The 24663-nt window shown below is 42.7% G+C and carries 23 protein-coding genes; all 23 read right to left on the bottom strand.

The annotated features are described in order from the left end of the window. Positions 1–212: 212 nt before the first annotated feature. Positions 213–1325 (bottom strand): DNA-processing protein DprA, encoded by a 1113-nt coding sequence (gene dprA / locus DFR58_RS12320; RefSeq protein ID WP_114298153.1) that lies wholly within the window; start codon positions 1323–1325, stop codon positions 213–215. Positions 1326–1362: 37 nt separating this feature from the next. Beyond that, the gene (locus tag DFR58_RS12315) at positions 1363–2898 is read right to left on the bottom strand and encodes a YifB family Mg chelatase-like AAA ATPase (protein ID WP_114298152.1); all 1536 of its coding nucleotides are present in this window, start codon (positions 2896–2898) and stop codon (positions 1363–1365) included. Positions 2899–3018: 120 nt separating this feature from the next. After that, a complete protein-coding gene (locus DFR58_RS12310; protein ID WP_242987595.1) occupies positions 3019–3483 on the bottom strand; it encodes a type II toxin-antitoxin system HicB family antitoxin in 465 nt (154 codons plus the stop codon). A 5-nt stretch (positions 3484–3488) separates the two neighbouring features. After that, a complete protein-coding gene (locus DFR58_RS12305; protein WP_114298151.1) occupies positions 3489–3677 on the bottom strand; it encodes a type II toxin-antitoxin system HicA family toxin in 189 nt (62 codons plus the stop codon). 624 nt (positions 3678–4301) lie between these two features. Next, positions 4302–6176: a motility associated factor glycosyltransferase family protein gene (locus DFR58_RS12300; RefSeq protein WP_114298150.1), complete on the bottom strand. Its 1875-nt coding sequence runs from the start codon at positions 6174–6176 to the stop codon at positions 4302–4304. A gap of 94 nt (positions 6177–6270) precedes the next feature. Then, the gene (gene nrdR / locus DFR58_RS12295; protein ID WP_114298149.1) at positions 6271–6726 is read right to left on the bottom strand and encodes a transcriptional regulator NrdR; all 456 of its coding nucleotides are present in this window, start codon (positions 6724–6726) and stop codon (positions 6271–6273) included. Positions 6727–6841: 115 nt separating this feature from the next. Further along, on the bottom strand, positions 6842–7105 hold the full coding sequence (locus DFR58_RS12290; protein ID WP_114298148.1) for a YlmC/YmxH family sporulation protein: 264 nt from the start codon (positions 7103–7105) through the stop codon (positions 6842–6844). 153 nt (positions 7106–7258) lie between these two features. Beyond that, positions 7259–8032 carry an RNA polymerase sporulation sigma factor SigG gene (gene sigG, locus DFR58_RS12285; protein ID WP_114298147.1) on the bottom strand — a complete coding sequence of 258 codons (774 nt, stop codon included), beginning with the start codon at positions 8030–8032 and terminating at the stop codon, positions 7259–7261. 194 nt (positions 8033–8226) lie between these two features. Beyond that, positions 8227–8958, bottom strand: coding sequence for an RNA polymerase sporulation sigma factor SigE (gene sigE, locus DFR58_RS12280; RefSeq protein ID WP_114298146.1), 732 nt, complete (start codon positions 8956–8958; stop codon positions 8227–8229). A 59-nt stretch (positions 8959–9017) separates the two neighbouring features. Further along, on the bottom strand, positions 9018–9923 hold the full coding sequence (spoIIGA, locus tag DFR58_RS12275; RefSeq protein WP_242987592.1) for a sigma-E processing peptidase SpoIIGA: 906 nt from the start codon (positions 9921–9923) through the stop codon (positions 9018–9020). Between the two features lie 317 nt (positions 9924–10240). Next, positions 10241–11335, bottom strand: coding sequence for a cell division protein FtsZ (gene ftsZ, locus DFR58_RS12270; protein ID WP_114298144.1), 1095 nt, complete (start codon positions 11333–11335; stop codon positions 10241–10243). Positions 11336–11510: 175 nt separating this feature from the next. Beyond that, positions 11511–12746, bottom strand: coding sequence for a cell division protein FtsA (ftsA, locus tag DFR58_RS12265; RefSeq protein ID WP_114298143.1), 1236 nt, complete (start codon positions 12744–12746; stop codon positions 11511–11513). A 57-nt stretch (positions 12747–12803) separates the two neighbouring features. After that, positions 12804–13160, bottom strand: coding sequence for a small basic family protein (locus DFR58_RS12260; RefSeq protein WP_114298142.1), 357 nt, complete (start codon positions 13158–13160; stop codon positions 12804–12806). Positions 13161–13203: 43 nt separating this feature from the next. Continuing rightward, complete coding sequence (locus DFR58_RS12255; RefSeq protein ID WP_170138143.1) at positions 13204–14055, bottom strand: cell division protein FtsQ/DivIB; 852 nt, start codon at positions 14053–14055, stop codon at positions 13204–13206. A gap of 2 nt (positions 14056–14057) precedes the next feature. After that, positions 14058–15029, bottom strand: coding sequence for a UDP-N-acetylglucosamine 1-carboxyvinyltransferase (gene murA, locus DFR58_RS12250; RefSeq protein ID WP_242987590.1), 972 nt, complete (start codon positions 15027–15029; stop codon positions 14058–14060). A gap of 27 nt (positions 15030–15056) precedes the next feature. Next, positions 15057–15905, bottom strand: coding sequence for a hypothetical protein (locus DFR58_RS12245; protein WP_114298140.1), 849 nt, complete (start codon positions 15903–15905; stop codon positions 15057–15059). Between the two features lie 44 nt (positions 15906–15949). Further along, the gene (locus DFR58_RS12240; protein WP_114298139.1) at positions 15950–17308 is read right to left on the bottom strand and encodes a serine/threonine protein kinase; all 1359 of its coding nucleotides are present in this window, start codon (positions 17306–17308) and stop codon (positions 15950–15952) included. Further along, positions 17302–18159, bottom strand: coding sequence for a PP2C family serine/threonine-protein phosphatase (locus DFR58_RS12235; protein ID WP_114298138.1), 858 nt, complete (start codon positions 18157–18159; stop codon positions 17302–17304). The genes DFR58_RS12240 and DFR58_RS12235 overlap by 7 nt, the downstream gene beginning before the upstream one ends. A gap of 272 nt (positions 18160–18431) precedes the next feature. Further along, entirely contained in the window at positions 18432–19169 is a 738-nt protein-coding gene (locus DFR58_RS12230) for a vWA domain-containing protein (RefSeq protein ID WP_114298137.1), read from the bottom strand. A 122-nt stretch (positions 19170–19291) separates the two neighbouring features. Then, positions 19292–20626 (bottom strand): hypothetical protein, encoded by a 1335-nt coding sequence (locus DFR58_RS12225; protein WP_114298136.1) that lies wholly within the window; start codon positions 20624–20626, stop codon positions 19292–19294. 188 nt (positions 20627–20814) lie between these two features. Continuing rightward, complete coding sequence (locus DFR58_RS12220) at positions 20815–22134, bottom strand: type IV secretory system conjugative DNA transfer family protein (RefSeq protein WP_114298135.1); 1320 nt, start codon at positions 22132–22134, stop codon at positions 20815–20817. Positions 22135–22149: 15 nt separating this feature from the next. Then, entirely contained in the window at positions 22150–22857 is a 708-nt protein-coding gene (locus DFR58_RS12215) for a hypothetical protein (RefSeq protein WP_114298134.1), read from the bottom strand. 8 nt (positions 22858–22865) lie between these two features. Beyond that, positions 22866–24191, bottom strand: coding sequence for a hypothetical protein (locus DFR58_RS12210; RefSeq protein ID WP_147273173.1), 1326 nt, complete (start codon positions 24189–24191; stop codon positions 22866–22868). Positions 24192–24663 lie beyond the last annotated feature (472 nt).

Raw genomic sequence — 24663 nt, 5'->3', positions numbered from 1 at the left:
AAACACAATTTATTTACTCAATATTGAGTCTTTTAGCCTATATATTTTCCCCCTTATTTTTATCTATTATGCCCGTAAATACATAAGGAGGGGCATCATCGCACAGCGTTAAATGCCCCTCCTGTTTTTTTTAGCTTATTTTGTCAAAAATCCTATTTCAAATATGCCCCATACCCTCTGCCCATATTTCCCGGCACATGTCATCCGCGTGATTAAATCCTGAGCCGGTATATCCTTCCCGGAGCTTGCTCTATTATTCCCTTAAGCTCAAGCATAAGCAGCAGAGAGTTTACATCCTGAATTCCAAGCCCGCTTTTTAGGCTTATTCTGTCAATATGAAGTGCATTTCCCTCCAAGCACCTCACAATTTCCTTCTCATCTCCTTCAAGGCCGTCAAATCTTGAATCACAAATAAAATTACCTGCTGCGGCCTTGTCAATTTTACTTGCCATTCTATTAATATCCAGCTCCTCCAAGATATCTTCAACGCAGGTTACCATTTTTGCGCCGTCTTTTATAAGCTTATTGGCGCCTGTGCTGTTTACGCGGTCAACATTTCCCGGAACCGCAAAAACCTCCCTCCCCTGCTCTAAAGCAAAATCAGCGGTAATGAGTGATCCGCTGCGGCCTCCCGCCTCAATAACCACTACCCCTTGAGAAATTCCGCTGATTATTCTGTTTCTCGCAGGAAAATTCTGAGGAAGAGGAGGAATCCCCGGAGGATATTCCGATACAGCCGCGCCGGATACGGCAATACTTTCCATCAGTTCCCTGTTTTCTGCCGGGTATGCCCTGTCAAGGCCGCACCCCATAACGGCTATAGTTGTTCCTCCCGCCTTTAGACAGCCTCTATGAGCCATTGTATCTATTCCTCTTGCCATACCGCTTATTACCGCAATTCCAAGCCGGGACAGCTCATATGCTATCTCCTCGGCCATTTTCATGCCATAGGGAGATGCCCTCCTTGAGCCTACAACAGCCACCGCCTTCTGATCCTTATTAAGCCTTCCCCTCACATATAAAACTATAGGAGGGTTATATATATTTTTCAGATAATATGGATATGACGGATTATTTACAGCTATCGCTTTTATTCCGTGCCTGTACATCGCATCCATTAATCTTTCGGCATCATTTCTGTATTTTGGGTTTAAAAGATTTTCTACTGTATATGCGGACAAAAAGCGGGCAGCCTTTAAGTCAGCTTCCCTCATATTCCATATCTCCTCCGGGCCTCCGAAGCGCTCAAGCATCTGCGAGCACCTTCTTGGCCCTATATTAGGAATAGAGCTGAGCCAAATCCAATACTTTATATTTCCGCACATAAGGCACATCCTCCGATAAGGTTATTGTTTTCATTCGCTACTCCCTCCAGAATTTTCTGTCAAGGCTCCTGTACTGTATTGCCTCAGCCAAATGAGAAGGCTTTATATCCCCGCTTCCGTCCATGTCGGCAATTGTTCTTGAAACCTTAAGAATTCTGTTATGGGCTCTGGCGCTTAAGCCCAGCCTGTCGAAGGCATTTCTTAAAAGCTCCTTTCCTTTTGGGTCAAGCCTGCAGTATTTGTCAATCATTGACGGCTGAAGCTGTGAATTTGAGTATATTTTAATCCCTTTATACCTGTCCTGCTGAATCCGTCTCGCTTTATTGACTCTTTCCCTTATTACACACGACCTCTCTTCAGCGGTTGTGCTGTCCAGATCCTTATACTTAACCGAAGCAACCTCTATGTGTATGTCTATTCTGTCTAAAAGCGGCCCGGAGAGCTTTCCTAAATACTGGTGAATCTGCTTGGGGGTACAGGTGCATTCTTTTGATGAATCCAAAAAGTTTCCGCACTTGCATGGGTTGGCAGCCGCTATAAGGGTAGTTTTTGAAGGGTAGCTGAGGCAGGCGTTTACTCTGGATATGGTGACCGTTCCGTCCTCCAGCGGCTGGCGCATGACCTCAAGCGCATCCTTTCCAAACTCGGGAACCTCGTCCAAAAATAAAACTCCATAGTGTGAAAGGCTGATTTCTCCGGGCTTTGGGTATCTTCCTCCCCCTATCAGGCTTATGGCAGAAATGGTATGGTGAGGGCTTCTGAAGGGTCTGGTGGTTATCAGTGAGGTGTTCGGCGGGAGTGTGCCTGCTATGCTGTGAATTTTTGTAACCTCTAAGGCCTCTTCAAACGTCATGGCAGGCAAAATGGTAGGAAGTCTTTTTGCAATCATGGTTTTGCCGCATCCGGGAGAACCGAGCATAAGACAATTATGCCCTCCTGAGGCTGCTACCTCAAGTGCCCTTTTAACATTTGCCTGTCCCTTTACATCGGCAAAGTCTATTTCGTAGTCAAGCTTTCCGCTAAACATTCCGTCGATATCAACAGTATGCCGCTCCAGCGGCCTGTCGCCATTTAAGTGGTATATTATTTCGGAAAGCTCCTTTGCCGGCATAATGGCAAGCTCCTTCACTACCGCTGCTTCATCGGCATTGCCGCACGGAAGCACAAGGCTTTCAATTTCAGACTCTCTGGCACATACCGCCATCGGAAGCATGCCCTTAACGGGCTTTATTTCTCCGTTTAGAGACAGCTCTCCTATAAACATGTATTTATCTAAAGCATCACTCTCAATCTGACCCGTGGCAGCTAATATTCCAAGGGCTATCGGCAGGTCAAAGGCCGATCCCTCCTTTTTCAGATTTGCGGGAGCCAGATTCACCGTTATTCTCTTCACAGGAAACTGAAAGCCGCTGTTTTTTATGGCGGCCCTTACACGCTCCTTTGATTCCTTTACGGCAATATCCGCAAGACCCACAATATCAAACCCCGGCAATCCGCTGCTTATATCCGTTTCTACCTCAATTATGTATCCCTCGATGCCATGCAGCCCGCAGCTTTTAATTTTTGAAAGCATAATAAAATACTCCTTAAAATGCGATATTATTACAGCAATTACAGTATAATACTACATTATTCTACCAGACTGCATGGGTTCTTTGCAATTTATTTTTTGTATTTTTTGTAATAGTTATCGTCACTTTTGCCGCTGTTCGTCTGTGCAGGCTTGATTCAGGCCAAGGTAATCCATAAGGGCAGCTTGAAAGAGCTTTGAATAATTAACTCCCTGAGCTTCTGCCAATTCCTTCAGCCAGGCAGGAATAGTCAGGTTTGTTTTTACTGCCCTATTATCAAGATCATTTCTTACAATGTCGGGGAAAACAGTAATAGGACACACCATATACCCAGAAGCTGTCTCAGCATCTACTTGCGGCATTTTAGACGGAGCAGGTATATTATCTCCGTCTTTTTCCATACCGTATATATGCAGCCCAAGCGCATCAGCAGCCTGCTTCTGCGCTTTTTCAAAATCTTCTCCATAACTCACACATCCGGGAAGATCCGGAAAGTATACGCTATATCCAGTCGTCTCCACCGGCTCAAATACTGCCAAATAGGTAAGCTTACGCATAATCATATCTCCTTCTTTAAATTCAGGCATCAACTTTATTTTAACCCTGCCTGTCTATAAATACTATTAAGTGTACCGGGAGCAATATCCCCTTTGTGATTTGGTACTGTGACCTTACCAGTCTTGGTTGGATATTTCAGTTGTATATGAGAGCCTTTTGTCCTTGCTTCAATTTCTATCCATCCATCATTATGTAATATTTTTAATATCTCTCTGACGGTCATCTTTGCTCCCTCCTGAATTTAAATTATACGCCTAATTCATGCGCCTGTCAAAAGCTGTTTTTATCAGTTTAATATTCACATATCCTATAGCATAGGGATAAAATTAAAGTATTCAATTAGGAAAGCCATATGCAATTTATTTTTTGTAATTCGCTGCGCAAAAATTTGTCAGGTATCAAAATTGTCGTTTTGATTATAATAATATTCGCAGGGCTCATTAATGATTATTCAGGGTTATTATAAAACACAGAGTGATTTTATGGAAATGCCTGAAGGCTGGCAGTAAAGCCTCCTAAAAACAGGACGCTTTTATTAGGAGGAATGGCAGAGGACTTAAATTTTTAGGGCTTCATAGGAAATTTTACGAAATGGATTTTATAGAAAGCAGACATTTGAGCTCACTTGTTTGCAACATCTTAATTCCTGTTTCTGTAATTTGCATAAAGACTGCGGCAGTTTGATTACTTCCTGCAGGCTTTCTGTGAAAGAAGCTCATAAAAATAATCCTTAAAACGCCGGGTTAAGGTTTTGAAGTTCCTATAGGCTCATTATGAATGCTGCTTACAGGCATGTAAAACCACCTTAAATTGAAACAGCCAAAAACATTATGAGCCCTGCTTTTATTTATTGACAATCCTCATCTTTTACTTCTAGCAGCTCCTTTATCTTTACCAGCTTTTGCTCTAACATACTGTTCTGTCTTTCTATTGCATTCATGTAGGCATTCTTTACAGAGCCATAATTTGATGTCTCTTTTAATGCTCGTTCCAGCTCTGCCTTAATTAAGTAAAACTCTATTTCAATTATTCTCTTCAAAACAGAGTCATATATAGGTGACTCAATTACGGCATCGGCAAGAGTGCTTATTTCGTCTACAGTCCTTTTAAATGCCTTTTTGTCTCTCGTGGGATGATAAACCTCCCTTTTTATAAGGTCTGCAAGCTTTTTCTGCCTTTTTGAGCACTGGCAGAGCCTTTCTATTTCGCGGTATATAATTTCATTATAGGCTTTAAGCTTATCTTTTACTTCCTCTCCAAAAAGGTTTGACTTGTATATATCTCTTATTTTACCTTCAATGTTGGCCTCCCTGAAGCTTCCCTTTTGAATTGTACTCTCTAACGTATCGTTTGTTGCAAAGTTGATATTCAGTCCCCCTTCGGTGGCATTTATAATATCGACAATATCCTTTGCCTTCTCAAAATACATTTCGAACCAGTTCTTCATGGAAATAAAATCCGCTCGAGTGTATATGTCCTGTCCATATATATCCTTTGTGAGAGTATATCCCTTTTTTTCATAGTCCGAACTATCAGCATGAGCCTGTCCGTGTGCTTCCTCTCCCGCGTATTTTATTCCTCCCGTAAACGCAAGATCCTGCCCTACAAGTATTATAGGGTTGCAGCCCATTTTCAGGAGGAGGTCAAAGCAGGTGTTGGCAACCGACGGTCCGCTTGCAAACAATTCGGAATGTACTCCCGCGTATTTTAAAAACCTTTCACTGTAAACATCCACAGGAAAATTCATAAAATATTTAGGCCCCCTGTAGCTCTCAACAGAGCCTGTGGCAACCTGATTTGAATAAATAAAATATATATCCCTCGACCGTACCTTTTTATGAATCTCCGCCTCGCCCTCAGTTCCGTCTGTTCCAACCATAAAATGAGGCGTTACTCCATACCTTTCAAGGACATTCACCGCTGTTCCCGCCGCCATAATTACAGCCTTGCTTTTCAGCTCGTTCAGAAGATGAACGTTTTTAGAGAGAGAAGGCCCTGCCGACACAAGAATTCCGGGTATGTTTCTGAAATTCCCGGCAAGCCCCCATGCGTTTGAAGCCTCATGAAGCCTTGCGGCATTTTTTATGTTGTTGTGAACCCATAATTCTCCGAAAAGCCTTATGGTTGATATGTCAACATTGAAATTATGAGCAGCTTTTATAAACCTTTCCCTTAAATCGTCCCACAGCCCGGGGAACATCTCTCCGTATACCTCGAACGGCTGGCACTGTATTCCTCCCTTGTCGGCATCCCACAGCAGCGTATTTAATTTCCCCAATATCACATCCACCGGCTCATCCACGAATATGTCAGCTTTTGTAATTACAAGCTCCATGTTTCTTACCTTAAGTATCTGATAAAACAGCTCAATATCAGGCTCTATCACCGTAACCCTTCTGTTTTTAAAGCTTGTAAGCAAAACCTCTATATGGTATCCGAAGCCTAAGCCGAATACAATATCCGCCTTGCTGGAAGGGTCTATATACCTGTCTATCCAATTATATGCCTGGCTTATGGGATCCTCGTGATCGCAGATAAGATGTCCGGCTCCATTGCATGTCACAAGCATATTTATTATAATATCATCCTGATTTGCAAGCGCAATTTGCTCGATATTATTGTTTAAGGGCACATATACACCCTTTATGTAAGCGTCCAGCTTATTAAAAACATCCGGCTGACAGCTTTTTATCAGGCTTAAATTCTTCTCGAAAACATTCATTTGAAAATACCTCTTCCGTTACACTATAAAATTTACCCTGCAAAAAAAGAGGTGCCGTTCCCACCTCTGGCTTATGCTTAAAGCTGCTAATATTTTATTTGTCCTTCAAAAGATTTCTGAGTTCATCCATAAACGTATTTATATCCTTAAACTGCCTGTATACCGAAGCAAACCTCACATATGCCACCTCATCCATATCCTTAAGCCGCTCCATTACCATTTCGCCTATCTCCTCGGAGGTTATCTCTCTCCGCATGGTATTGTACGCCTGGCTTTCAATGCTGTCTACAAGCTTTTCCAGATCATTTACCGATATAGGCCTTTTGCCACATGCCCTGAGCAGCCCGTTGATAAGCTTTTCCCTGTCAAAGGTCTGACGGGTCTTGTCCTTTTTTATAACCACCAGAGGAAGATTCTCTATCTTTTCATATGTGGTAAATCTTTTTAAGCATTTAGCGCATTCTCTTCTTCTTCTGATAGCCGAATTTTCATCAGTGGGCCTTGAGTCAATTACTCTATCCTCCAAAAAGCCGCAGTAGGGACATTTCATATGCTTCCTCCAAAATTCCCCTTAAAGTCGGGAAACTTTTACAGTATTCTTACAGTATTTTAATTTATATAATACATTTTATCATAGCATTATTCAATATAATTAATATTTTTTGTCAATAATCGAAGTACTTTCTTATAAATCTTTCATCCATATCCACAAGAATTATATCCTCTCCTATTTTCTTTATATTGTCCCATACTATAACTATCTCGCTGTCCTTGCCTATTATTCCGAAAAACTTCCCCGCTCCCGGTATAACAATAGCGTCCAGCCTTCCGTCCTCAAGGTTAATAATCACATCCGAAACAAATCCAAGCCTTCTTCCGTCGGATATGTTTATTACTTCCTTCTGCTTAAGCTCCAATGACCTGCACATAAAAACACCACCGTTTACAAATATTGCTGCACTTCTTTATATAAGTATATGCGTATGTCGGTATCCATATGAAAAAACACCCATGAGCATTTCTCTCTAAAGGTGTTTTATATTTAACGGCATTTGAACCAAAATAAATATTATTTTGTGTTTTTATATATATTTTCTCATATGAAGCAGGGCGGTTTTTTCAAGCCGTGATACCTGTGCCTGAGATATTCCTATCTCCTCCGCAACCTCCATCTGTGTCCTTCCCTGAAAAAACCTGAGGTTTAATATAAGCTTCTCCCGCTCGTTCAGCCTTCTCATGGCCTCCTTTAAGGATATTCCCTCCAGCCAGTTTTCATCGTGGTTCTTGTCATCACTCACCTGATCCATTACATATATTGCATCCCCTCCGTCATGATATACCGATTCAAATAACGATATGGGGTCCTGTATGGCGTCAAGCGCAAATACCACATCCTCCTTCGGAAGGCTCAGCTCCGCGGCTATATCGGTAATAGTCGGCTCCTTGGCGTTTTTGCTTGTCAACCTCTCCTTTGCCTGCAAAGCCTTATATGCGATATCTCTTAAGGATCTGCTGACACGGATTGAATTGTTGTCCCTTAAATACCTTCGTATTTCACCTATTATCATTGGCACAGCATAGGTGGAAAATTTTACATTCTGTGTAACGTCAAAATTATCAATAGCTTTAATAAGCCCTATGCACCCTACCTGAAAAAGGTCGTCAACATATTCTCCTCTATTATTAAATCTTTGAATCACACTTAATACAAGCCTTAAGTTGCCCTTTATAAACTCTTCCCGTGCCGTGCCGTCCCCCTTATGCATCCTTTCAAAGAGAACCTTCTTTTGTTCATTTGTTAAAACTGGCAATTTTGATGTGTTTACTCCACAAATCTCCACCTTGTTGATTAGCATAGAAAAACCTCCCGGCATTTTTTCCCGAACTAAGATACTAAAAACATTGTCTTGCGTTTTCAGCGTCAATATCATTATTGCCAGAGAGGTAGTTTTTATACTGAAAAAACACACAAAAATTTTTTGATATAGACCTTGACAAACCTTATTTCATCGTGCTTTCAGCTATTTAAGCCATTTTCAAAAGAGCCCCCTTACACAAGCCTGTTTATTTCCTTTTTAAGCCTTCCTATTATTCTTTTTTCCAGTCTCGATATATAGGATTGAGATATTCCCAGCATATCCGCAACCTCCTTTTGAGTCCTTTCCACTCCATTTGCGAGGCCGAATCTCAGCTCCATAATCTTTTTCTCGCGCATAGACAGCTTTTTCATGGCCGTACCCAAAAGCTCCTTATCCACCTCATCCTCTATGCTTCTGTAAATGAGATCGTTTTCAGTGCCCAGAATGTCGGAAAGAAGCAGCTCATTTCCATCCCAATCTATGTTTAACGGCTCGTCAATAGATATCTCGGTCTTTATTCTGTTATTTCTTCTTAAATACATCAGTATTTCATTTTCTATGCATCTCGAGGCATATGTAGCCAGCTTTATGTTCTTAGATGGATTAAAGGTATTAATTGCCTTAATTAGGCCTATGGTGCCTATGGAAATCAAGTCTTCCACCCCAACCCCCGTATTTTCAAATTTCCGTGCGATATATACCACAAGCCTTAAATTTCTCTCAATGAGAATGGACTTAACCCCATAGTCCTGTTTTTCAAGCTTTCTCAACAAATAGCTTTCCTCGTCGCTGCTTAAAGGGGGAGGCAATGCTTCACTTCCGCCTATATAGTGTATGGGATAATCCTTATAAAGTCCCAGCCTTCTCAGTAAGTTTACATAATTCACCCTAAGCGTCAGCTTAATTCTGCTAATAAGTCTCATTTCTCCATCCCCTTTTTAATTATTTCATAAATTAATGCACTAAACTTATTTTTCATATTTTACGATGCCAATACAGGGTTAAGAAGGGCCTTATACCTTTCATTTTTAGACAGAGCCCTGTTGTATATTCCCACAATCACATCATTGACTCCCTTCTTTTCTTCATTTTCACCCACCTCTATATAATCCGGCTTAAAGCCTATAAGCATTCCGTTTTCCTTACCTAAGGATGTAAAGGGAATAAGCCTGAATCTGGGCGACCATGATGAGTTGGAAACAATGCTTGTAACACAATTCAAATCATTTTCCTTTGCATCCTCAAAAATACTCTTTATGTCTCCGGGAAGTATTTCCTTTATGGCCTTAAACTCCACAACCATAACGGGAGTGTTGGTTAAGGGATCATAGAGTGAATTGCCGGTATCAATCAAGGCCGCCATATCTATAAACTTGCTTTCAAACGCTATTTTTACCGGCACAAGGAGCTTATCTCTTATAAACCTGTATTGAATGACCTCCCAGAATACTCTTAATACAATTCCAAGCGTTATAATGGACAGAAAAAGCAGCGTCCATTTTGACTGCCAGAACACATATACAATACCGTTTTTTACAAAACCTCCGCTTTGATTGACATATAGGAAGGCAAAAGCCGCCCCGGCAAACATGAAGGTGGATACATAAAAAATAGAGAGGATTTTGAAGAAAGCAGACAGCTTTTTAGGTGAAAATGCCACTGCAATTATTAAAAAGGACAGCACTATTTTTGCCGTTGTGGTATAGTAAGCCTTTATACCGGGAAACAGTATCAAAACCACCACATATACAGCCCCTATAAGTGATGCTGCAAGCAGGCGAAGGCTCGAAGCGGGGCTTTTGGAAAACTTGGCAGTCACAAGCAGAATCAGAAAATTCATTATGATATTCTCCAGAAAAAGAATATCCACATATATTTCCATCTGCATTACCTCACTTTATCTTTATATTGTGTGCGGACATCACGCTGCATAAGGAATTTTGTTCTTTTAGTGCTTAAATAATATTCCGCGTTATATTTATATTCCCCGGCATATATATATATGTCCCTGAATTTTAATTTATGAAAGTAATATAAATATGCTTGCCGATAGCTTCCCTGTAGCTTCCGCAATCGATAATGTACTACCATTATATATTCCATAAATACATTATTTTGTCAAATGCACTTGTAGAAAAAGAAAAATCGTATGACAAAAAACACCGGGAAGCACTAGAGGCCCCCGGTGTTTTTCAATATATAACTCTATTTAAACCTGTTTCGTCTTAAAAACGTAGGTATATCAAGCTCGTCCTCGCCCATTGGACTGACAGCGGCTCTGTCCCTGCTTGTGGGGTTTACCGTTGAAGCCTTTTCAGCAGCCTTCTCAAGCTTCTTTATAACAGGTACCTTGTCAAAGCCTGTGGCTATGACCGTTATTAACAGCTCATCCTTTAAATTTTCATCTATCGACGCTCCAAAAATAATGTTGGCATCGGGATCGGCAGACTTTTGAATCATTTCAACCGCAGTATTGGCCTCAAACAATCCCAGATCCACTCCCCCTGTAATATTTACAAGCACACCCCTTGCCCCCTCTATCGAGGTTTCAAGAAGCGGACTGTGTATCGCCTGCTTTGCTGCCTCCTCGGCCTTGCTGTCCCCCGAAGCCCTGCCTATTCCCATATGGGCAATACCGGTGTCCAGCATTATTGTCCTTACATCCGCAAAGTCAAGGTTTATAAGCCCCGGAACGGCAATCAAATCCGATATTCCCTGAACACCCTGCCTTAAAACGTCATCCGCAATCTTAAACGCGTCAACCATAGACGTTTTCTTTTCCGCAACCTGAAGCAGCCTATCATTCGGTATGGTAACCAGAGTGTCTACCGCGGCCTTGAGATTTTCAGCACCCCTCTCTGCGTGCTGCATTCTCTTTCTTCCCTCAAACATAAACGGCTTGGTAACAACGCCCACCGTCAAAATTCCCATCTCCTTTGCAACCTGAGCAACAACAGGGGCCGCTCCCGTACCCGTGCCTCCTCCCATTCCTGCGGTTACAAAAACCATATCCGCGCCCTTTATTGACTGCGCTATCTCATCACGGCTCTCATTGGCCGCCTTTTCTCCGATTTCTGGATTAGCTCCGGCTCCAAGGCCCTTCGTGAGCTTGTCGCCTATCTGTATCTTTGTATTGGCTTTTGACAGGAACAACGCCTGCTTGTCGGTATTTACAGCTATAAACTCAACACCGCGAAGGCCCGCCGTTATCATTCTGTTTACGGCATTATTACCGCCTCCCCCTACTCCAATAACCTTTATCTGCGCAAATTGCTCCATGTCTATATCGAACTCCAGCAACCTTAAGTCCCCCTTTATATATAACTTTTTTATCATTCGTATTTAAAACTATCCTATTTTTAAATATATTATAAACTAAAAATATTATGTTGTATACGTAATTTGTATCTTTTCCATTTATGCCAGAAAAAGTTTTATACCGGCAATAGATTGTCCTGTGTCTTGGATGGATAATTCAAAATATTTTTTTTATAAACTCCGATACTCTTCCCAAGAAACCCGATTCCTTGGGCAGTCGATTATTCTTTTGAACAGTTATGTCACTTCCGAAATTACTTCCCTTATGCCTGTTTGAAATATATTTTATAATGCCCGCCGCGGTTGCAAATTCCGGCTGCCCTATTCCAAACGATTTATAGGAAGCTATTCTTACCGGCAACTCAAAAACCTCTTCCGCGATTTCTTTTACGCCGTCGGAGTACGAAATCCCTCCTCCCGTTAAAACAACACCCGCACCTATCCCCCCTTTAGCCGCTGATCCGTCGATTAAATTTTTACATAAGGAAATTATTTCATATACTCTGGCCTCAATAATTTCTACAGCCTCGGATATTCTCACACTCTTTTTATTATTTCCGTCCAGATCATTTACCGTTATCTCCTGATCGTTTTTTATAAGCGACGAAAGAGCCAGTCTATATTCCTTTTTTATCTTTTCTGCGTCTGTGTACGGTATTTTAAGCCCGATGGAAATATCGTTGGTTATATGCTCTCCTCCGACGGGGAGTGAATTATAAAAAACAAGATTTTGCTTTTTATATACTGAAATATCGGTTACTCCCGCTCCAACATCAATCAGTATTACTCCCATATCCTTTTCGTCGGATGCAAGCGCGGCCTGTCCCGTCGCAAGGGCTTCGACCACTATTCCGTCAACCTTTATACCTGTACGCTCAACGCTTTTTACTATATTTTGAACAGACGTGATTTTCCCTGCCACAATCTGGGCATCAACCTCCAGCTTTACGCCCATCATTCCCACAGGGTCAATTATTTCATCATACCCATCAATTATATACTGTTTTGTAATAATGTCTATAATTTCCCTGTCTTCGGAAATATTTACATTTTTTACCCCATACAACACTCTCTCAACATCTTTTTGAGTTATCTCCCTGTTTTCCGCCGAAATAGCTACGCAATTTCTGTTGCTTGTGATTGACACATGGGCCCCTATTATGTTGACATAAGCAGAGCCCACCTTCATATTGGCCATTTGCTCCGCTTTATGCACCGAAGCCCTAATGGAGTCGGCAGTAGCTTCTATATCAACAATTACGCCCTTTTTCACCCCGCTGCAATATTCCATGCCTTTTCCAAGAATGTCAATCTGGTTGTCCTTACCCAACTGGCCTATTACAGTACACACCTTGGAAGTGCCTATATCCATTCCAACAATTATATCATTCACATGCACGAACCCCCCGAGAATATATGGAATTCCAATAAAACCTATAAAACACAGCAATTACTTCTCTATTATATTATCTTTTTTAAAATATTTATTCAACACAATTCTTCTAATGAGGGCAAAATTCAAGAAAAGCCTGTTTCCAAAAGCAAATATTGCCGCAAGATAAATCTGTATACCCAACTGATCCCCTATGTATGCCAGGCCTGCCGCCAATAAAGCATTGCCGAAAAAGCCGGATAAAAACACTTTGATGTTGAACTTGCCCTGAAGCGTTGCGGCCATCCCCCCGAAAACAGAGTCCAGTGCCGCAAGTATGGCAACCGCAACATAATTGGAGTATTGATATGAAATATTATACGGTATAAATATTCCTATTAAAATACCTGCTATTAATCCAAGAACCGGTATCATATTTGCCTCCCGCTTTTATAGTTTTATTTCCCTTGCCGTTATATTATTTTCCTGGTATAAAGCTTGGGTTTTCAATCGTAAGATCTAAAAACCCCTTATCCTGCTTTTTCAGACTTTTTGAAACAATATGCCTGAAAAAATTGATTTTGAAATCCAAATCTAAAAGCTCCCCGAAATTTGCATTTATTCTGCCGTCCCAAAGCAATGTAAGCCTGGCCATGTCAGATGCGTCAACAGCGCTTATAAGCCCGTAGAGCTTAAACTCATTGCGCTCGTCCGACTCACGGATCTTGTTTAAAAGCAGCAGCGCCTGCTCATAATTATAGTTATTCTTAATGTCTAAGGCCTGTCCCACTTCAAAGGCTTCAAACTCAAGCCCCTTAATCATCAAAAGCCCTTCCGGCTGATTTTTCCCTGTCATTTCAAGCACATACAGCGCATCATCAATTATAATATTGCCCTTCGGACAGGAAATAAACGCTATAGGCACCCTTTCCCGGAGAGTTATTTTTATCTTGTCCGGCACGGCAAACCTCGCTTCAGCACTTTTAATGTAAGGATACTTATTCAGTATGGCTTCTTCGGCATTTCCATAGCTCAATGTAAAAATATCCTGTATGCTTCTTCCTATGGCCTTAAAGCCGTTAACTCCCGTAACAAGCCCTGCAGTTCCAATTATATCGGAGTGCTGGTATCTCGCTGTGCCCGTTACCTCTATTGAATTAATATTAAACAGGGGTGACAGTGCCAGAGATACTATGGTTGTACTAAAAAGAGCAATAATAAATATGGATTTTATCCAAAAAAGTATTTTTTTAATCCTTCTCTTTCTTTTCTTTTTCTTCCGCGCCAGAGCCTCGCTGTCTATGTACTCTCTTTGGTATTCTCCGTTCAATTTTATCCCTCTATCCTCCTGATTAAAGCCCCCACTTGAGCCAGCTTTCCCTCCAGATTTTCATATCCCCTGTCTATGTAATTGGTACCGCCAATCAGCGTTTCACCCTCGGCAACCAGCCCTGCCAGCACCAGTGCCGCCCCTCCCCTTAGGTCTCTGGCGTACACACTTGCTCCGGCAAGCCTTTTAACACCCTTAATGACCGCTATTCTTCCCTCGAGCTTTACATCCGCTCCCATTCTTATCAATTCATCCACATGCTTATATCGATTTTCAAACACCGTTTCCACAATAATACTGGTTCCTCTGGCTATTGTAAACAGGCTTACCATTTGAGCCTGCATGTCGGTGGGAAATCCGGGATAAGGCAGTGTCCTTATTATATCTATAGCCTTTGGCCTTGCAGGCCCGGATATATGAATGGAGTTTTTCTTAACGTTTATCCTGCATCCCGCGTCTCTAAGGTTTGCGATTACCGATCCTATATGCTCGGGAATAACATTTTTTAAGTACATATCCCCGCCTGTTATGGCTGAGGCAACCATATATGTACCTGCGACGATTCTGTCCGAAATAACCGAATGTTCAATATTTTTAAGCTTATAATCTTTGCCCCGTATTCTTATCGCACTTGTGCCTGCACCCGAAATATCAACTCCCATGCCTGCCAGATAATTTTGCAAATCAATTATTTCCGGCTCCTTGGCAGCATTGCGTATGTATGTGTCTCCGTCCGCAAAAACAGCGGCGAGCATTATATTCTCCGTGGCTCCCACACTGGGATAGTCAAGCTGAATATCACAGCCCTTTAGTTTGTCTACCTCACAGTATATTAAGCCTCTCTGTACATCATGTATTGTGGCGCCCATCTTTCTGAGGGCCTTTAAATGCAGGTCTATGGGCCTTGGGCCTATTTCGCACCCTCCCGGGCATGTTACTGTATTGAAAACATCATCCGCTTTATATTCTATCACTTCATGCAGATTGTATCAATTATAAAATTACAAGCATCTGATATAAATTATAGAAATTCCCGCTATAGCAAGCAGCAGTAAATGCCTTTCCAGCCTATTGACTAAAATATAAGATATAGGCTCTCTGGTGTAATCCGTTTTATCCTTGACTATTACATCGCTTAATATAAAAATAGAGGCAGAAGCCAAGCACATCAGTATGCTTGCCGTATTATCCAGTATTCCCGCATAAAACGCCGCCGCAAAATATAATGCCACGCCAGGTAAAACGAAAATCAGGTAGAACCACGGCTGCCCAAAAACAGTAGTGCCTCGGGGAGCCTTGGACTTAAACCCGGTGCCACGCTTAACGGCTGCTGTGCCTGTCTGTGCAGACTTCGGATAAGCTGCTGCCACTCCCGAATTTGTATTTATAAGGCGTTTGCTATTTACAGAATTTGCAGTAGAATCACTTTTTTTTACTGTGCCGGCTGGAATCGCCGCTGTTGCTATACCAGCCGGCTTTTCCCCGGCATTGACCCCTTCCCCGCCTTTGGACACTGCAAAATTACTGCCATGCTCCCTGATCTCTAAAGGCGAGCTGTAGGATAGCCCCACAGAATAAAATATGCACCTGAACAGCTCGTCCACATCTATCTCGGAATACCCGGTAGTTTCTACAACCTCCTGAAATATTATCTTTACTCTTTGGACATCTATTTCCCGAGCCGTGATAATTTCATTGAGGCATTTGGAACGCATTATACCCACAATCTGATTTCTGAACCTTTTACTCACAGCGCGCTTCTTATCGGTAATAATGCCCTCTAACCGTTTTTCCTCTAAATATATGTCTCTTCCATACTCATCAACAATTTCTTTTAACAAATGCTTCATAATGTCAACCTCAAAACACATTTTTTATAGCGCCTGATACCGCTTCAGGCTTCAAATACTCCCGTTACATTGCCCCCAAAATCTATGGAGTTATTATTAAAGGCAGGCACCGTCGCCATCGGAGGCACCGTCTTGGATACGCCCTTGCTGTTTATGAAATTCCATGTGCCGCCGCTTAAGTTTTTCAGCCCACACATATTAGGGTCTGTGGGATGCCGGACTATTTCCCCCACAGCCATCACCCCTTCCGCGGGATCGGGGCTTATGCTCAAGTGCCTGCCCAGCAGCCTTGCTCCGGGCCTTGCAATAATTGCAGAAATTAATATGTTGTTGTTTCGATTTCTGATTCTAAGCCGCACAGGGGTATTATATGTCTTCCCGCAGTTCCAGCATCTAATGGTATTCTCTCCTCCGTTTCCGTTATCATACCAAAAATTCTCAGCCCCGTCGTGTGGGCAGCTTGTAATTGCATCCTGTAAAAGCCTGAAGGTCTTTATCCATTTTTGCTCTATAACCCTTTTGTCAACATCCCGCACTCCTTCAACAAACGCATGCCCAAACAGCTCCCTAAGCTCACGCGGACAGGCCTCCCACATAAGCCTTATATAATTGTATTCCGGGTCATGTGGTACTTCATTGGACCTGTCGGTGGGGTGAAAAATAAACACTGGATTTTTGCCGAAAACCTGCACCTTAGCGGCCCTGTCCCAGCACCTTGTATTGTATTCCTTCAGTCCCTCAAACGGGTGTCCCCATACCCAGAACTTAAACAGCAGCACCGCCAGAGAATGATAGTCGGTATATTTTGACGGCCTAACATTGCTATTTTCTGCAATTATCTCAGGGGCCATATAGTCAATCATTCCTATGACATTGGACTTGGACGCTCCGTCAAAGCCTACGTTATCGTTATCGCAAATGACTATATCTCCCGTGAGAGGGTTGAACATGAAGTTATTGTCATTTATGTCACGGTAGCAGTATCCCCTGTTATGCAGCTTGGCAAATGAGCTCACAAGCTTTAAGCTGATACGGCATTTTGCTTCTAACGACGGAATATTTTCTTTTCTGCCCCCCAGCATTTTGCCTATAGCGATATACCTGTTGAAGTCAATAACATCCATAATGTACCCGAATTCAGGACCTTCCTCCACAAGATCCAGAGGCCAGACAAATGAGGATTTCTCTCCCTTGTCCGGAGGGCCCCCGCTTATAAGCCTGTCAATCGCCAGCTTCTGATCGGCAGTCCCCGACTTTGAATTATACCACTTCAGAGCCTTATTCCCCATGTCTGTACATTTTACCAGATATACCGTGCCCTGTCCCCCCGAGCCCAATTCCTTCAATACCTCTATTTTATCACGCGATATTTTTCCCTTAAGAGCCTGTCCCGCTTTCAGCATTGCTGCTCCCCCCCCGTCAATACTTTTTTATATATGCATGAAACTGTAATGTCGTCGCCGCTTCCGTAGTTTGTGCATCTGCTCAAAAAGACAGGCAGGCTGTCTAAGGCGGCCTGAGGGCCGTACAGAACAATATATTCCTTAAGCTTAAGCACAGCATTATTAAAAGCCTCCTCATCCTCGTTAAAAGAATCAATGAAGCCGTCTGTACTCAGCACCGCAAAGTCAAAATTATAGCATACCTTTATCTGCCATCGGCTTAATGACCTCATCTGCTGACATAACGAGTAGGTTTCTGTCCCAAGCAGATCATCTGCCTTTAAGCCCATCTGAACATCATTTCCTGATATTATCACAATATTTCCGTCGCCAAGCCTCCCGTAAACAGCAATATCGTCAACAACCACGCAGAAAAGAAGGGTTGTACCATACCTTTTTAAAATCTGCGGCGTGTCATCCAAAGGCTGTTCGGGGAATCTTTCGGAGAAATCCCTTATTACATTTTCTTTCCATCTCTTAAGCAGGTTTTTGGGGAATTCCGCATTAATGCTTTTATATAACACATGTATATCCTCACCGCTTTGCACAAGCATTTCCTCCAGCAGCTCATTGGCAGCCTTCACAGCGAGACCCGAGCCATATTCGCTCAAGTCGTGCCTTACGCTGCCATGTCCGTCCGCAACGGAGGCTATTATCACTTCCTTGCCCTCAATATCCTTCAAGGTGCATAAAAAAGCGTCCTGGCAATTCTTCCCCGCTTTGATATGGGAAAACCCGGTAACCCTTGTCGCAAATACAGCAAAATCTGAAGTCTCCAAAACACCCGAGCTTTTATTTTCATTAACCTCCATTTTAATCCTCCATACAGCTTTGCTGCAAAAAATCAATTTTATATAAATTAGGATGCAAACTATCTATATATTTAATATTTAGCAATAAAGATTTTACATGGAGGATATAACTTGATGGAAGAAATTTTTTTGACCCGTAAGGAATACATCTAAGAAAAGCGCCTGATGATATACCCGTGAGACATTTCCCCGCAAGGCGTCTTTTCGTTGCTATTAAAAATTTCTGTAAGCAATTATATCCTCCATGTTTGTAAAATCTTTATTGCATCCTTTTACATCCATACATCATCCGGGTCTGCCGTGCCGGATCCGGAATTTGGAGCTGCGCCCCCACTGTCTCCGCTGCCCTGAGAGGTATTGCCGTCGGGTGCGCCTGCTGTGCTGTCAGCCCTTTGTTCCGTTGCCTCGGTAGTCGCCGTTCTGACATATTCAATAATCTGCTCAGGTGTCTGGCAGTTAATATAGCTGCCCCGGCTGTTTACAAACTTGCGTAGCGAAGCATCGTCATAGTCATTTCCGATTGTAATTACTATTCTTGCCGCCTTTTTGCCCCAGCCCAGAGAGTTAAGCCTGTCAATTGCCCTGTCATAGTCCTTTTCCGGGTCGGTGCAATACCCGTCCGAAACAAGCACACACACCGGGGCATATCCTCTCTTGGGCATTCTTTCTAAATCCAGCTCCTCGCACAGCAGGTTAATGGCCTGAGCTGTCGCAGTACGCCCCTGGACCTCCAGAGGATGCCATGTAAAAGCATTAATATCCACTCCCTCACGCCCTCCTACATGGAAATCTGCTGTATCTGAAAATTTAATCACCTTGATTTTTATCCTCAAATTAGGGTTAGCAGCTTCAATTCCCTTCAATGCCTCCACCGTCGACGGAATGGCGGTATTAAGCGCTCCAATTCGCCCGTCGTCGCTCATGGACTGTGAATGATCAAGCACAAAAAAAACATTCAGCGTTCTTTTTGTTACTGTAACACCTTCCCCCAAAACAGGTATATTACTCATCTCAATTCCTCCATAAAAATTTATTTTTTTAGTAGATATAATAAAGGTAATTAACTCACCCCTAGCCCCTCTCTTTTCAAAAGAGGGGAACAGATTTCCTTTCTCCCCCTTATTTACTTAAATTAAATATACCCTATCCCCGTGCTGCCGGCGGACGAGCTGTAAATAAATGCCTGATTATCCCCAAGCCCCCCGATATCCTCAGGCTTAATGACAGTTTCTCTTTTGACCGAAAGGCTTATCGTTGAACTCGTGGATCTCTTTCCAAAGGCTTCAAGCATTCCTATATCGTTTTTGCCCTCTGTGCCGGAATATGACAGCTCCTGCTTGTCGTATTCCCCAAAAAATTCAGACCATCTCGCACAGCTTCCCAATGTGTGCCTGTACAAAACAAGCCCGGATATATTCCCCACCAGCGCCGAATAGCTTTCATCATTTGCGCCTGTCGCCGTATACAAATCATCCGTGCTTATTATATACCTGCATCCGCTCTTTAGGGCCTTCATCAGCATTTGGCTTTCATTGAGAGCTATGGAGTCCGCCACAAGCACAAATTCCAGTCTCTCCTGAAGAGCCAGAATGGCCTGAGCCGCTATAAGCCCCACAACCAGAGTATTTGCCACGGATTTAACGTCAAGCATAAGCAGCCTTCCGTCGCGGACAGCCGTTAATATATTTTGAGCGCCCGGCGTATTTCCTTTTTTACACAGAATATGAGCTATATGGGTTTCCAGATCGCAAAAATAGCCTTCAAGCTTTATGCCCTCATCCTGTCCTATAGACAGCATGGACTTTATTCTCCTGCCGCCGTTATCGTCAATCAGCCCAGACGACACGAGATTGTCAGCTTTTTCAAACAGTTCCGCATGAGGACATCTCACATATGCATTGCAAAAGGGCCGTACTCCCTTCACACTTAAAATTTCGGACATGGCATCCAGATATTGCCGTGCCCCCGGCTCAAGCTCCCGTTCCTGCGGAACGGCATCCATTATAAGCCTGGTTATTTGCTTGTTATCAAGCCCGGCAAACGGTTCAAACACGGGGTTTTGTGCATTAATCACCGAAATGCGGGATTTATCCTCACAGGTATTTATTATCTCCCTCTCAAGCATTGCATTGGATGCGTGTATTACAATTACAGGCACTCCCTGCGAGTGCAAGCCGAGTATTGCCGGAACAACAGCTCTATTTCGCATATCCCTGTTCCCGCCGGATATAACTGTATTTCCCGAAGAGGCCACCTGCGTAACAAGCCGCCGCCCCTGCTCAGGGGAAAGGGCAGCCACGCCCCTGCTTGCTGCGTTATTTTTATTAATCCTCCTGTAAAACGAGCCCCGTGTAAACAAGCCTGCGATCGAACTCAAAACAAACCATATCCCTTTAAAGATAAGTAATGCCACTCCAAATATAAGCTTAATAATTCCTCCAAACAAATCTGACGCCGGATCGGACATTGTGATTCCCTTTCCTGCAAGAGCCCTTGGCTTAAGGCTCTGTGCATAATCTATATAAATTAAGATGCAAACTATCTAAAAAGGATGTAAAATAATTTCCGGAAGGATATTATTTTACATCCTCCGTTATCCCATATGCAAAAGCCTAATTTATATAGTGTCTTTAATAATACAGCTATTGCCCGCAACTATTTATATTCATCAAACAGCATTTTAAAAGGAGGAGTAAACGGCAGCCCCACTATTGCCTCTCCAAGCCTTAAATCAAGCATATCCCAGTCCTCCACCACATAACCGCTCCTCTTTTCCTCCCTTATGCTTCTGTCGGTCATCTGAAACTGCTCAAGCAGAATATTTTTACCAAACAGGTTGCTTACAAACTCTCTTGTCGCGGCATCGTTTGCCCTGAACGCAAATATTGATGAAAAGCCCGCCGCAATATTCCTTCCCTTTTCCCTTCCATAAATCTCATACAATTGCTCTATGCTTTGCAGTCCGGCAATTATTTTTACTCCAAGACTCCGCCCGAAATTAACACCGTCGTCAATGTGCTGCAAATACGGCAGCAGCTTAAACTCATCAATAATCAGGTATACATTTCCCTGAGTCTTATTCCTTCCGAGAGCCTCCTTGAGAGCCAGATCAAAAAGCAGTCTGTAAACGGGGGTGAGAATACTACCTATGCTTAAATCATACTCAACAAACATTACCCTTCTGCCCTTGCTTCTCACCGTATCCCTCGCTGAAAGCCCTCCCTTCCCCGCAAATACTCCTATGAAAATTTCCCTTACTACAGAGTACAGCTCCGAAAGCACCCCCTGTGACTGTGCGCTGTTTTCTCCTCCCTTTATATATGTAAGCACCGATTTGAGATCGTCATATCTGCCGAGCAGGTCTGTGTAGACTTTAATTGTCGACGTATCAAAAAAATACTTCAGTATGTCGTTATAGAGGCTGTTCCTTTTAAAAGCCGGATCCTCCCTTGCCATTCTGACGAAGCATATTAGAACGGCGGCAAAAATATCCATAGCTGATTTAGGAAAAAATATCTGATTTGTCTTCTGAGCCCGTTCATGGAAAAGGGCCCGCGCTATCTCCTGTGCATTGAGCGTTATCTCTTTGTCGTCCCAGCCGTCCGCAACAATCTCCTTAAAAATATTCCAGTACCCCGTAACCCCCTTATACTGGGAGGAGTTTCCCACCAGCAGGTCGCCCTGCCTATAAAACCTGGAGTAAAAGTCCCCTTTTGTATCAAAAATAATCATTACGTCCTCATCCGTCATTCTTTCCCTGAGCTGTGACACAAAATGGTAGAACAAATTTGTCTTTCCGCTTCCCGTGCCTCCCACCATAAGCATATGCTTGCTGAGTATGGCATCGTCAACAGTCAGCGACACCCTCCCCGCTTGGTGAAGCCCCCTAAGTGTAACTCCCGGGCTGCTTAAAAGCACCGGTGCATTGTTTCTTGACACGCTGCTGCCGTACAAAACACTGAAGGCAGGCTTCATTTAAATGCCCCCTTTTTATCTTTCCATCCCTTGACCCTCATCTTGACCATGTCCTCCATCCGTCTCTTGGGAATGCGCCTCGGAGCCTGCCGCTTCCTCGCCGTTCCCCCGGCTGTGGGAATTGTCCTCACCGCCGCCTAAAAGCCCTCCCAATTTTTCCGTAAAACAGCTCCACCGGCTTTTAAAGTCGCCTCCACCGCTGCCCTCATCCAAGCTTTCACCGTTTGCCTGCTTCATTTCCTCTTTTACCTGCCGCATAGTCTCCTGTGCAAAATCATTTGCATCCCTTTCAATGGGCTGGTTGTTATATGCATCCTCATTGCCCGGCCCCGGCTGAACACAATTCTCTTCCTTCATATTTTCAGTCCACACTTCGACCTCTTGCTTGTCGGGATGATCTATTTTGCCTGTTACTGCGTCGTACTGATAGGCATGTCTGCCCTCATGCAATATTGTCTCTAAATGGCTGTCCGCTTCGTTTCCGTGCAGGGACAAATTCTCGAGCTGCCACCCGTTAACTTGAATTGTGCGGCTCTCACAGTCATAAACCCCCAGCTTATCATCATCACACCATTCGCGGCTAATGTGTACCTTGCACGGTTCCCTGCCGGATCTTAAAGCCATTTCATTTTCCATTGCCTGCATCGCCTCGGCCTTTTCCTCAACGCTTAAGCTCTCCCACCTGCTTTGCTGGAAGCATTTCAGGCTTTCGTTATATGTCATGGACTAAGTCACCCTCCTATCCCCACCCACGCCGGTGCTACCGCAAGCACACACATAAAAATCATCGTCGCGTAGTATACCAGTTTTTTAGAAGCCAATAAGCCATAATTTATATTAACAGCCACAGACCACAATCCCATCACAACCAGCACCCCAAAGGCCAGCCAGTCCCACTCAAGATGTCTCAGTACGTCCATAAATAAAAGTACAATAGCCACATCTATGCATATCTTTTTAATTTCGCCGTAATTAAGGATTTTTGCTGCTATAAGAAAGGCCGCCAGCAGAACTCCAACCGCAGTGAGGCTCCACCAGCTTTCAATAAACGCATTGAAATTCCTTATAAGCACTAAAATCCCCAGTAATACAGCACCAATTGCTCCCTGAAGCAATATGCTGAGGTTTTCCCACGGATGATCGCAATCGTCTATGCTTAAATAGCAGGCAACTATTTGCGCTATTGCATAAACAGTAAAGACAATCCAGCTCCATCCCGCAAAAAGCAGTACTCTGCAAAAAAAAGCAAAGAGAATTGTACTGCATACTATATTGCTCACCGTTTCATCATCAATATGTAAAAGCACAGGTATTGCAGCGGCAGCTATTGCCGCCAGAATTCCCACGCTCCACCAGCCATTTAAAAAATTGCCGCTTATCGCCGAAATAGCAGATCCAAAGAATGTCGTTGTCATATTACCTCCTGCATGGGGAAGATAATTACCTGCCGCAACCAGATAATCCCCCGCAAGCACGAATACAAAAACCGTCAGCAGTCCGCTGAAAAATGCACCGTAAACAAACCTCCCCAAGCCGCACCTGTCCGGGCATAAGGCAATGCTCACACATGCCGCAATACTTATAGCCGCAAGTATAATGAACGCACTCCTATACCAGCTCACATAATGCAGCAGCAGCGAAAAAAATGCCGTTATACATAATGTATTGGCTATAGCAGTAATTTTTTTCTTTCCTATGATTTTCACTACGACATTTAAAAGAATACAGCAAGCGGCTGTAATTCCGAATTGTTTCGCGGCATCGGGGCTAATATTTCTTACCTTAGCTACTGCTTGAGAAAAATCGGTATTTTTGTTTGCAAGCATGTCAGGCATAAAAACTATTATCAGTCCCAATCCAAAATAAAACACAAAAATCGGAAGATTATTCAGTACACTCATGCCTCTGCTTCCAAGATAGGAAGTCCTTATGCACAGCAGTATGCACATTGCTATTAAAAAATAAAAGCATATGGAATTCCAATTATATACTGATAATATAATAAGACCCGCGGTTATTCCAACAGATGTTAAAAGATTTTGCAGCTTTTTACTCATTATGTTTATTATTTTTACCCCTTTCGCAGGCATTGACACTTCTTATACAGTAAAATATGGCTTTATGCACGCTTTTTAAGGCTTCATTTATTTTTAAGAAAATTATACCATTTTCTGTTTTTTTAAACAAGTCATAAAGTATTTACATTTTTAAACGAATTATATATGTAGCGATAAAGATTTTATATGGAGGATATAACTTGATGGAAGAAATTTTTTTGACCCGTAAGGAATACATCTAAGAAAAGCGCCTGATGACAGACCCGTGAGACATTTCCCCGCAAGGCGTCTTTTCGTTGCTATTAAAAATTTCTGTAAGCAATTATATCCTCTATGTTTGTAAAATCTTTATCGCATCCTATATATCTGTAATGTTAAATCAAAAAATATATATGTATAAACGATCCACAATGTGCTATAATCTAATGTAATTTAAACCTCGTACAAATTGTCTCACATATGCTTATGAAAT

The organism is Anaerobacterium chartisolvens, from assembly GCF_003337415.1.
Classification (GTDB): domain Bacteria; phylum Bacillota; class Clostridia; order Acetivibrionales; family DSM-27016; genus Anaerobacterium; species Anaerobacterium chartisolvens.
The sequence above is the reverse complement of the archived record's forward strand: the minus strand, read 5'-3'. Positions and strand labels throughout refer to the sequence as shown.

What these genes read in the sequence shown, in the direction of transcription:
- DFR58_RS12305 (WP_114298151.1), bottom strand. Translation starts at nt 3,677, where the DNA reads ATGACCGTCAGAGAGATATTAAAAATATTACATAATGATGGATGGATA.
- DFR58_RS12230 (WP_114298137.1), bottom strand. Translation starts at nt 19,169, where the DNA reads ATGAGTAATATACCTGTTTTGGGGGAAGGTGTTACAGTAACAAAAAGA.
- DFR58_RS12235 (WP_114298138.1), bottom strand. Translation starts at nt 18,159, where the DNA reads ATGGAGGTTAATGAAAATAAAAGCTCGGGTGTTTTGGAGACTTCAGAT.
- DFR58_RS12225 (WP_114298136.1), bottom strand. Translation starts at nt 20,626, where the DNA reads ATGTCCGATCCGGCGTCAGATTTGTTTGGAGGAATTATTAAGCTTATA.
- DFR58_RS12260 (WP_114298142.1), bottom strand. Translation starts at nt 13,160, where the DNA reads ATGATACCGGTTCTTGGATTAATAGCAGGTATTTTAATAGGAATATTT.
- DFR58_RS12315 (WP_114298152.1), bottom strand. Translation starts at nt 2,898, where the DNA reads ATGCTTTCAAAAATTAAAAGCTGCGGGCTGCATGGCATCGAGGGATAC.
- DFR58_RS12210 (WP_147273173.1), bottom strand. Translation starts at nt 24,191, where the DNA reads ATGAGTAAAAAGCTGCAAAATCTTTTAACATCTGTTGGAATAACCGCG.
- DFR58_RS12215 (WP_114298134.1), bottom strand. Translation starts at nt 22,857, where the DNA reads ATGACATATAACGAAAGCCTGAAATGCTTCCAGCAAAGCAGGTGGGAG.
- DFR58_RS12310 (WP_242987595.1), bottom strand. Translation starts at nt 3,483, where the DNA reads ATGCCTGAATTTAAAGAAGGAGATATGATTATGCGTAAGCTTACCTAT.
- DFR58_RS12240 (WP_114298139.1), bottom strand. Translation starts at nt 17,308, where the DNA reads ATGCTGAAAGCGGGACAGGCTCTTAAGGGAAAAATATCGCGTGATAAA.
- dprA (WP_114298153.1), bottom strand. Translation starts at nt 1,325, where the DNA reads ATGTGCGGAAATATAAAGTATTGGATTTGGCTCAGCTCTATTCCTAAT.
- DFR58_RS12290 (WP_114298148.1), bottom strand. Translation starts at nt 7,105, where the DNA reads ATGTGCAGGTCATTGGAGCTTAAGCAGAAGGAAGTAATAAACATATCC.
- DFR58_RS12220 (WP_114298135.1), bottom strand. Translation starts at nt 22,134, where the DNA reads ATGAAGCCTGCCTTCAGTGTTTTGTACGGCAGCAGCGTGTCAAGAAAC.
- nrdR (WP_114298149.1), bottom strand. Translation starts at nt 6,726, where the DNA reads ATGAAATGTCCCTACTGCGGCTTTTTGGAGGATAGAGTAATTGACTCA.
- DFR58_RS12245 (WP_114298140.1), bottom strand. Translation starts at nt 15,905, where the DNA reads ATGAAGCATTTGTTAAAAGAAATTGTTGATGAGTATGGAAGAGACATA.
- sigG (WP_114298147.1), bottom strand. Translation starts at nt 8,032, where the DNA reads ATGCTAATCAACAAGGTGGAGATTTGTGGAGTAAACACATCAAAATTG.
- spoIIGA (WP_242987592.1), bottom strand. Translation starts at nt 9,923, where the DNA reads ATGCAGATGGAAATATATGTGGATATTCTTTTTCTGGAGAATATCATA.
- DFR58_RS12300 (WP_114298150.1), bottom strand. Translation starts at nt 6,176, where the DNA reads ATGAATGTTTTCGAGAAGAATTTAAGCCTGATAAAAAGCTGTCAGCCG.
- sigE (WP_114298146.1), bottom strand. Translation starts at nt 8,958, where the DNA reads ATGAGACTTATTAGCAGAATTAAGCTGACGCTTAGGGTGAATTATGTA.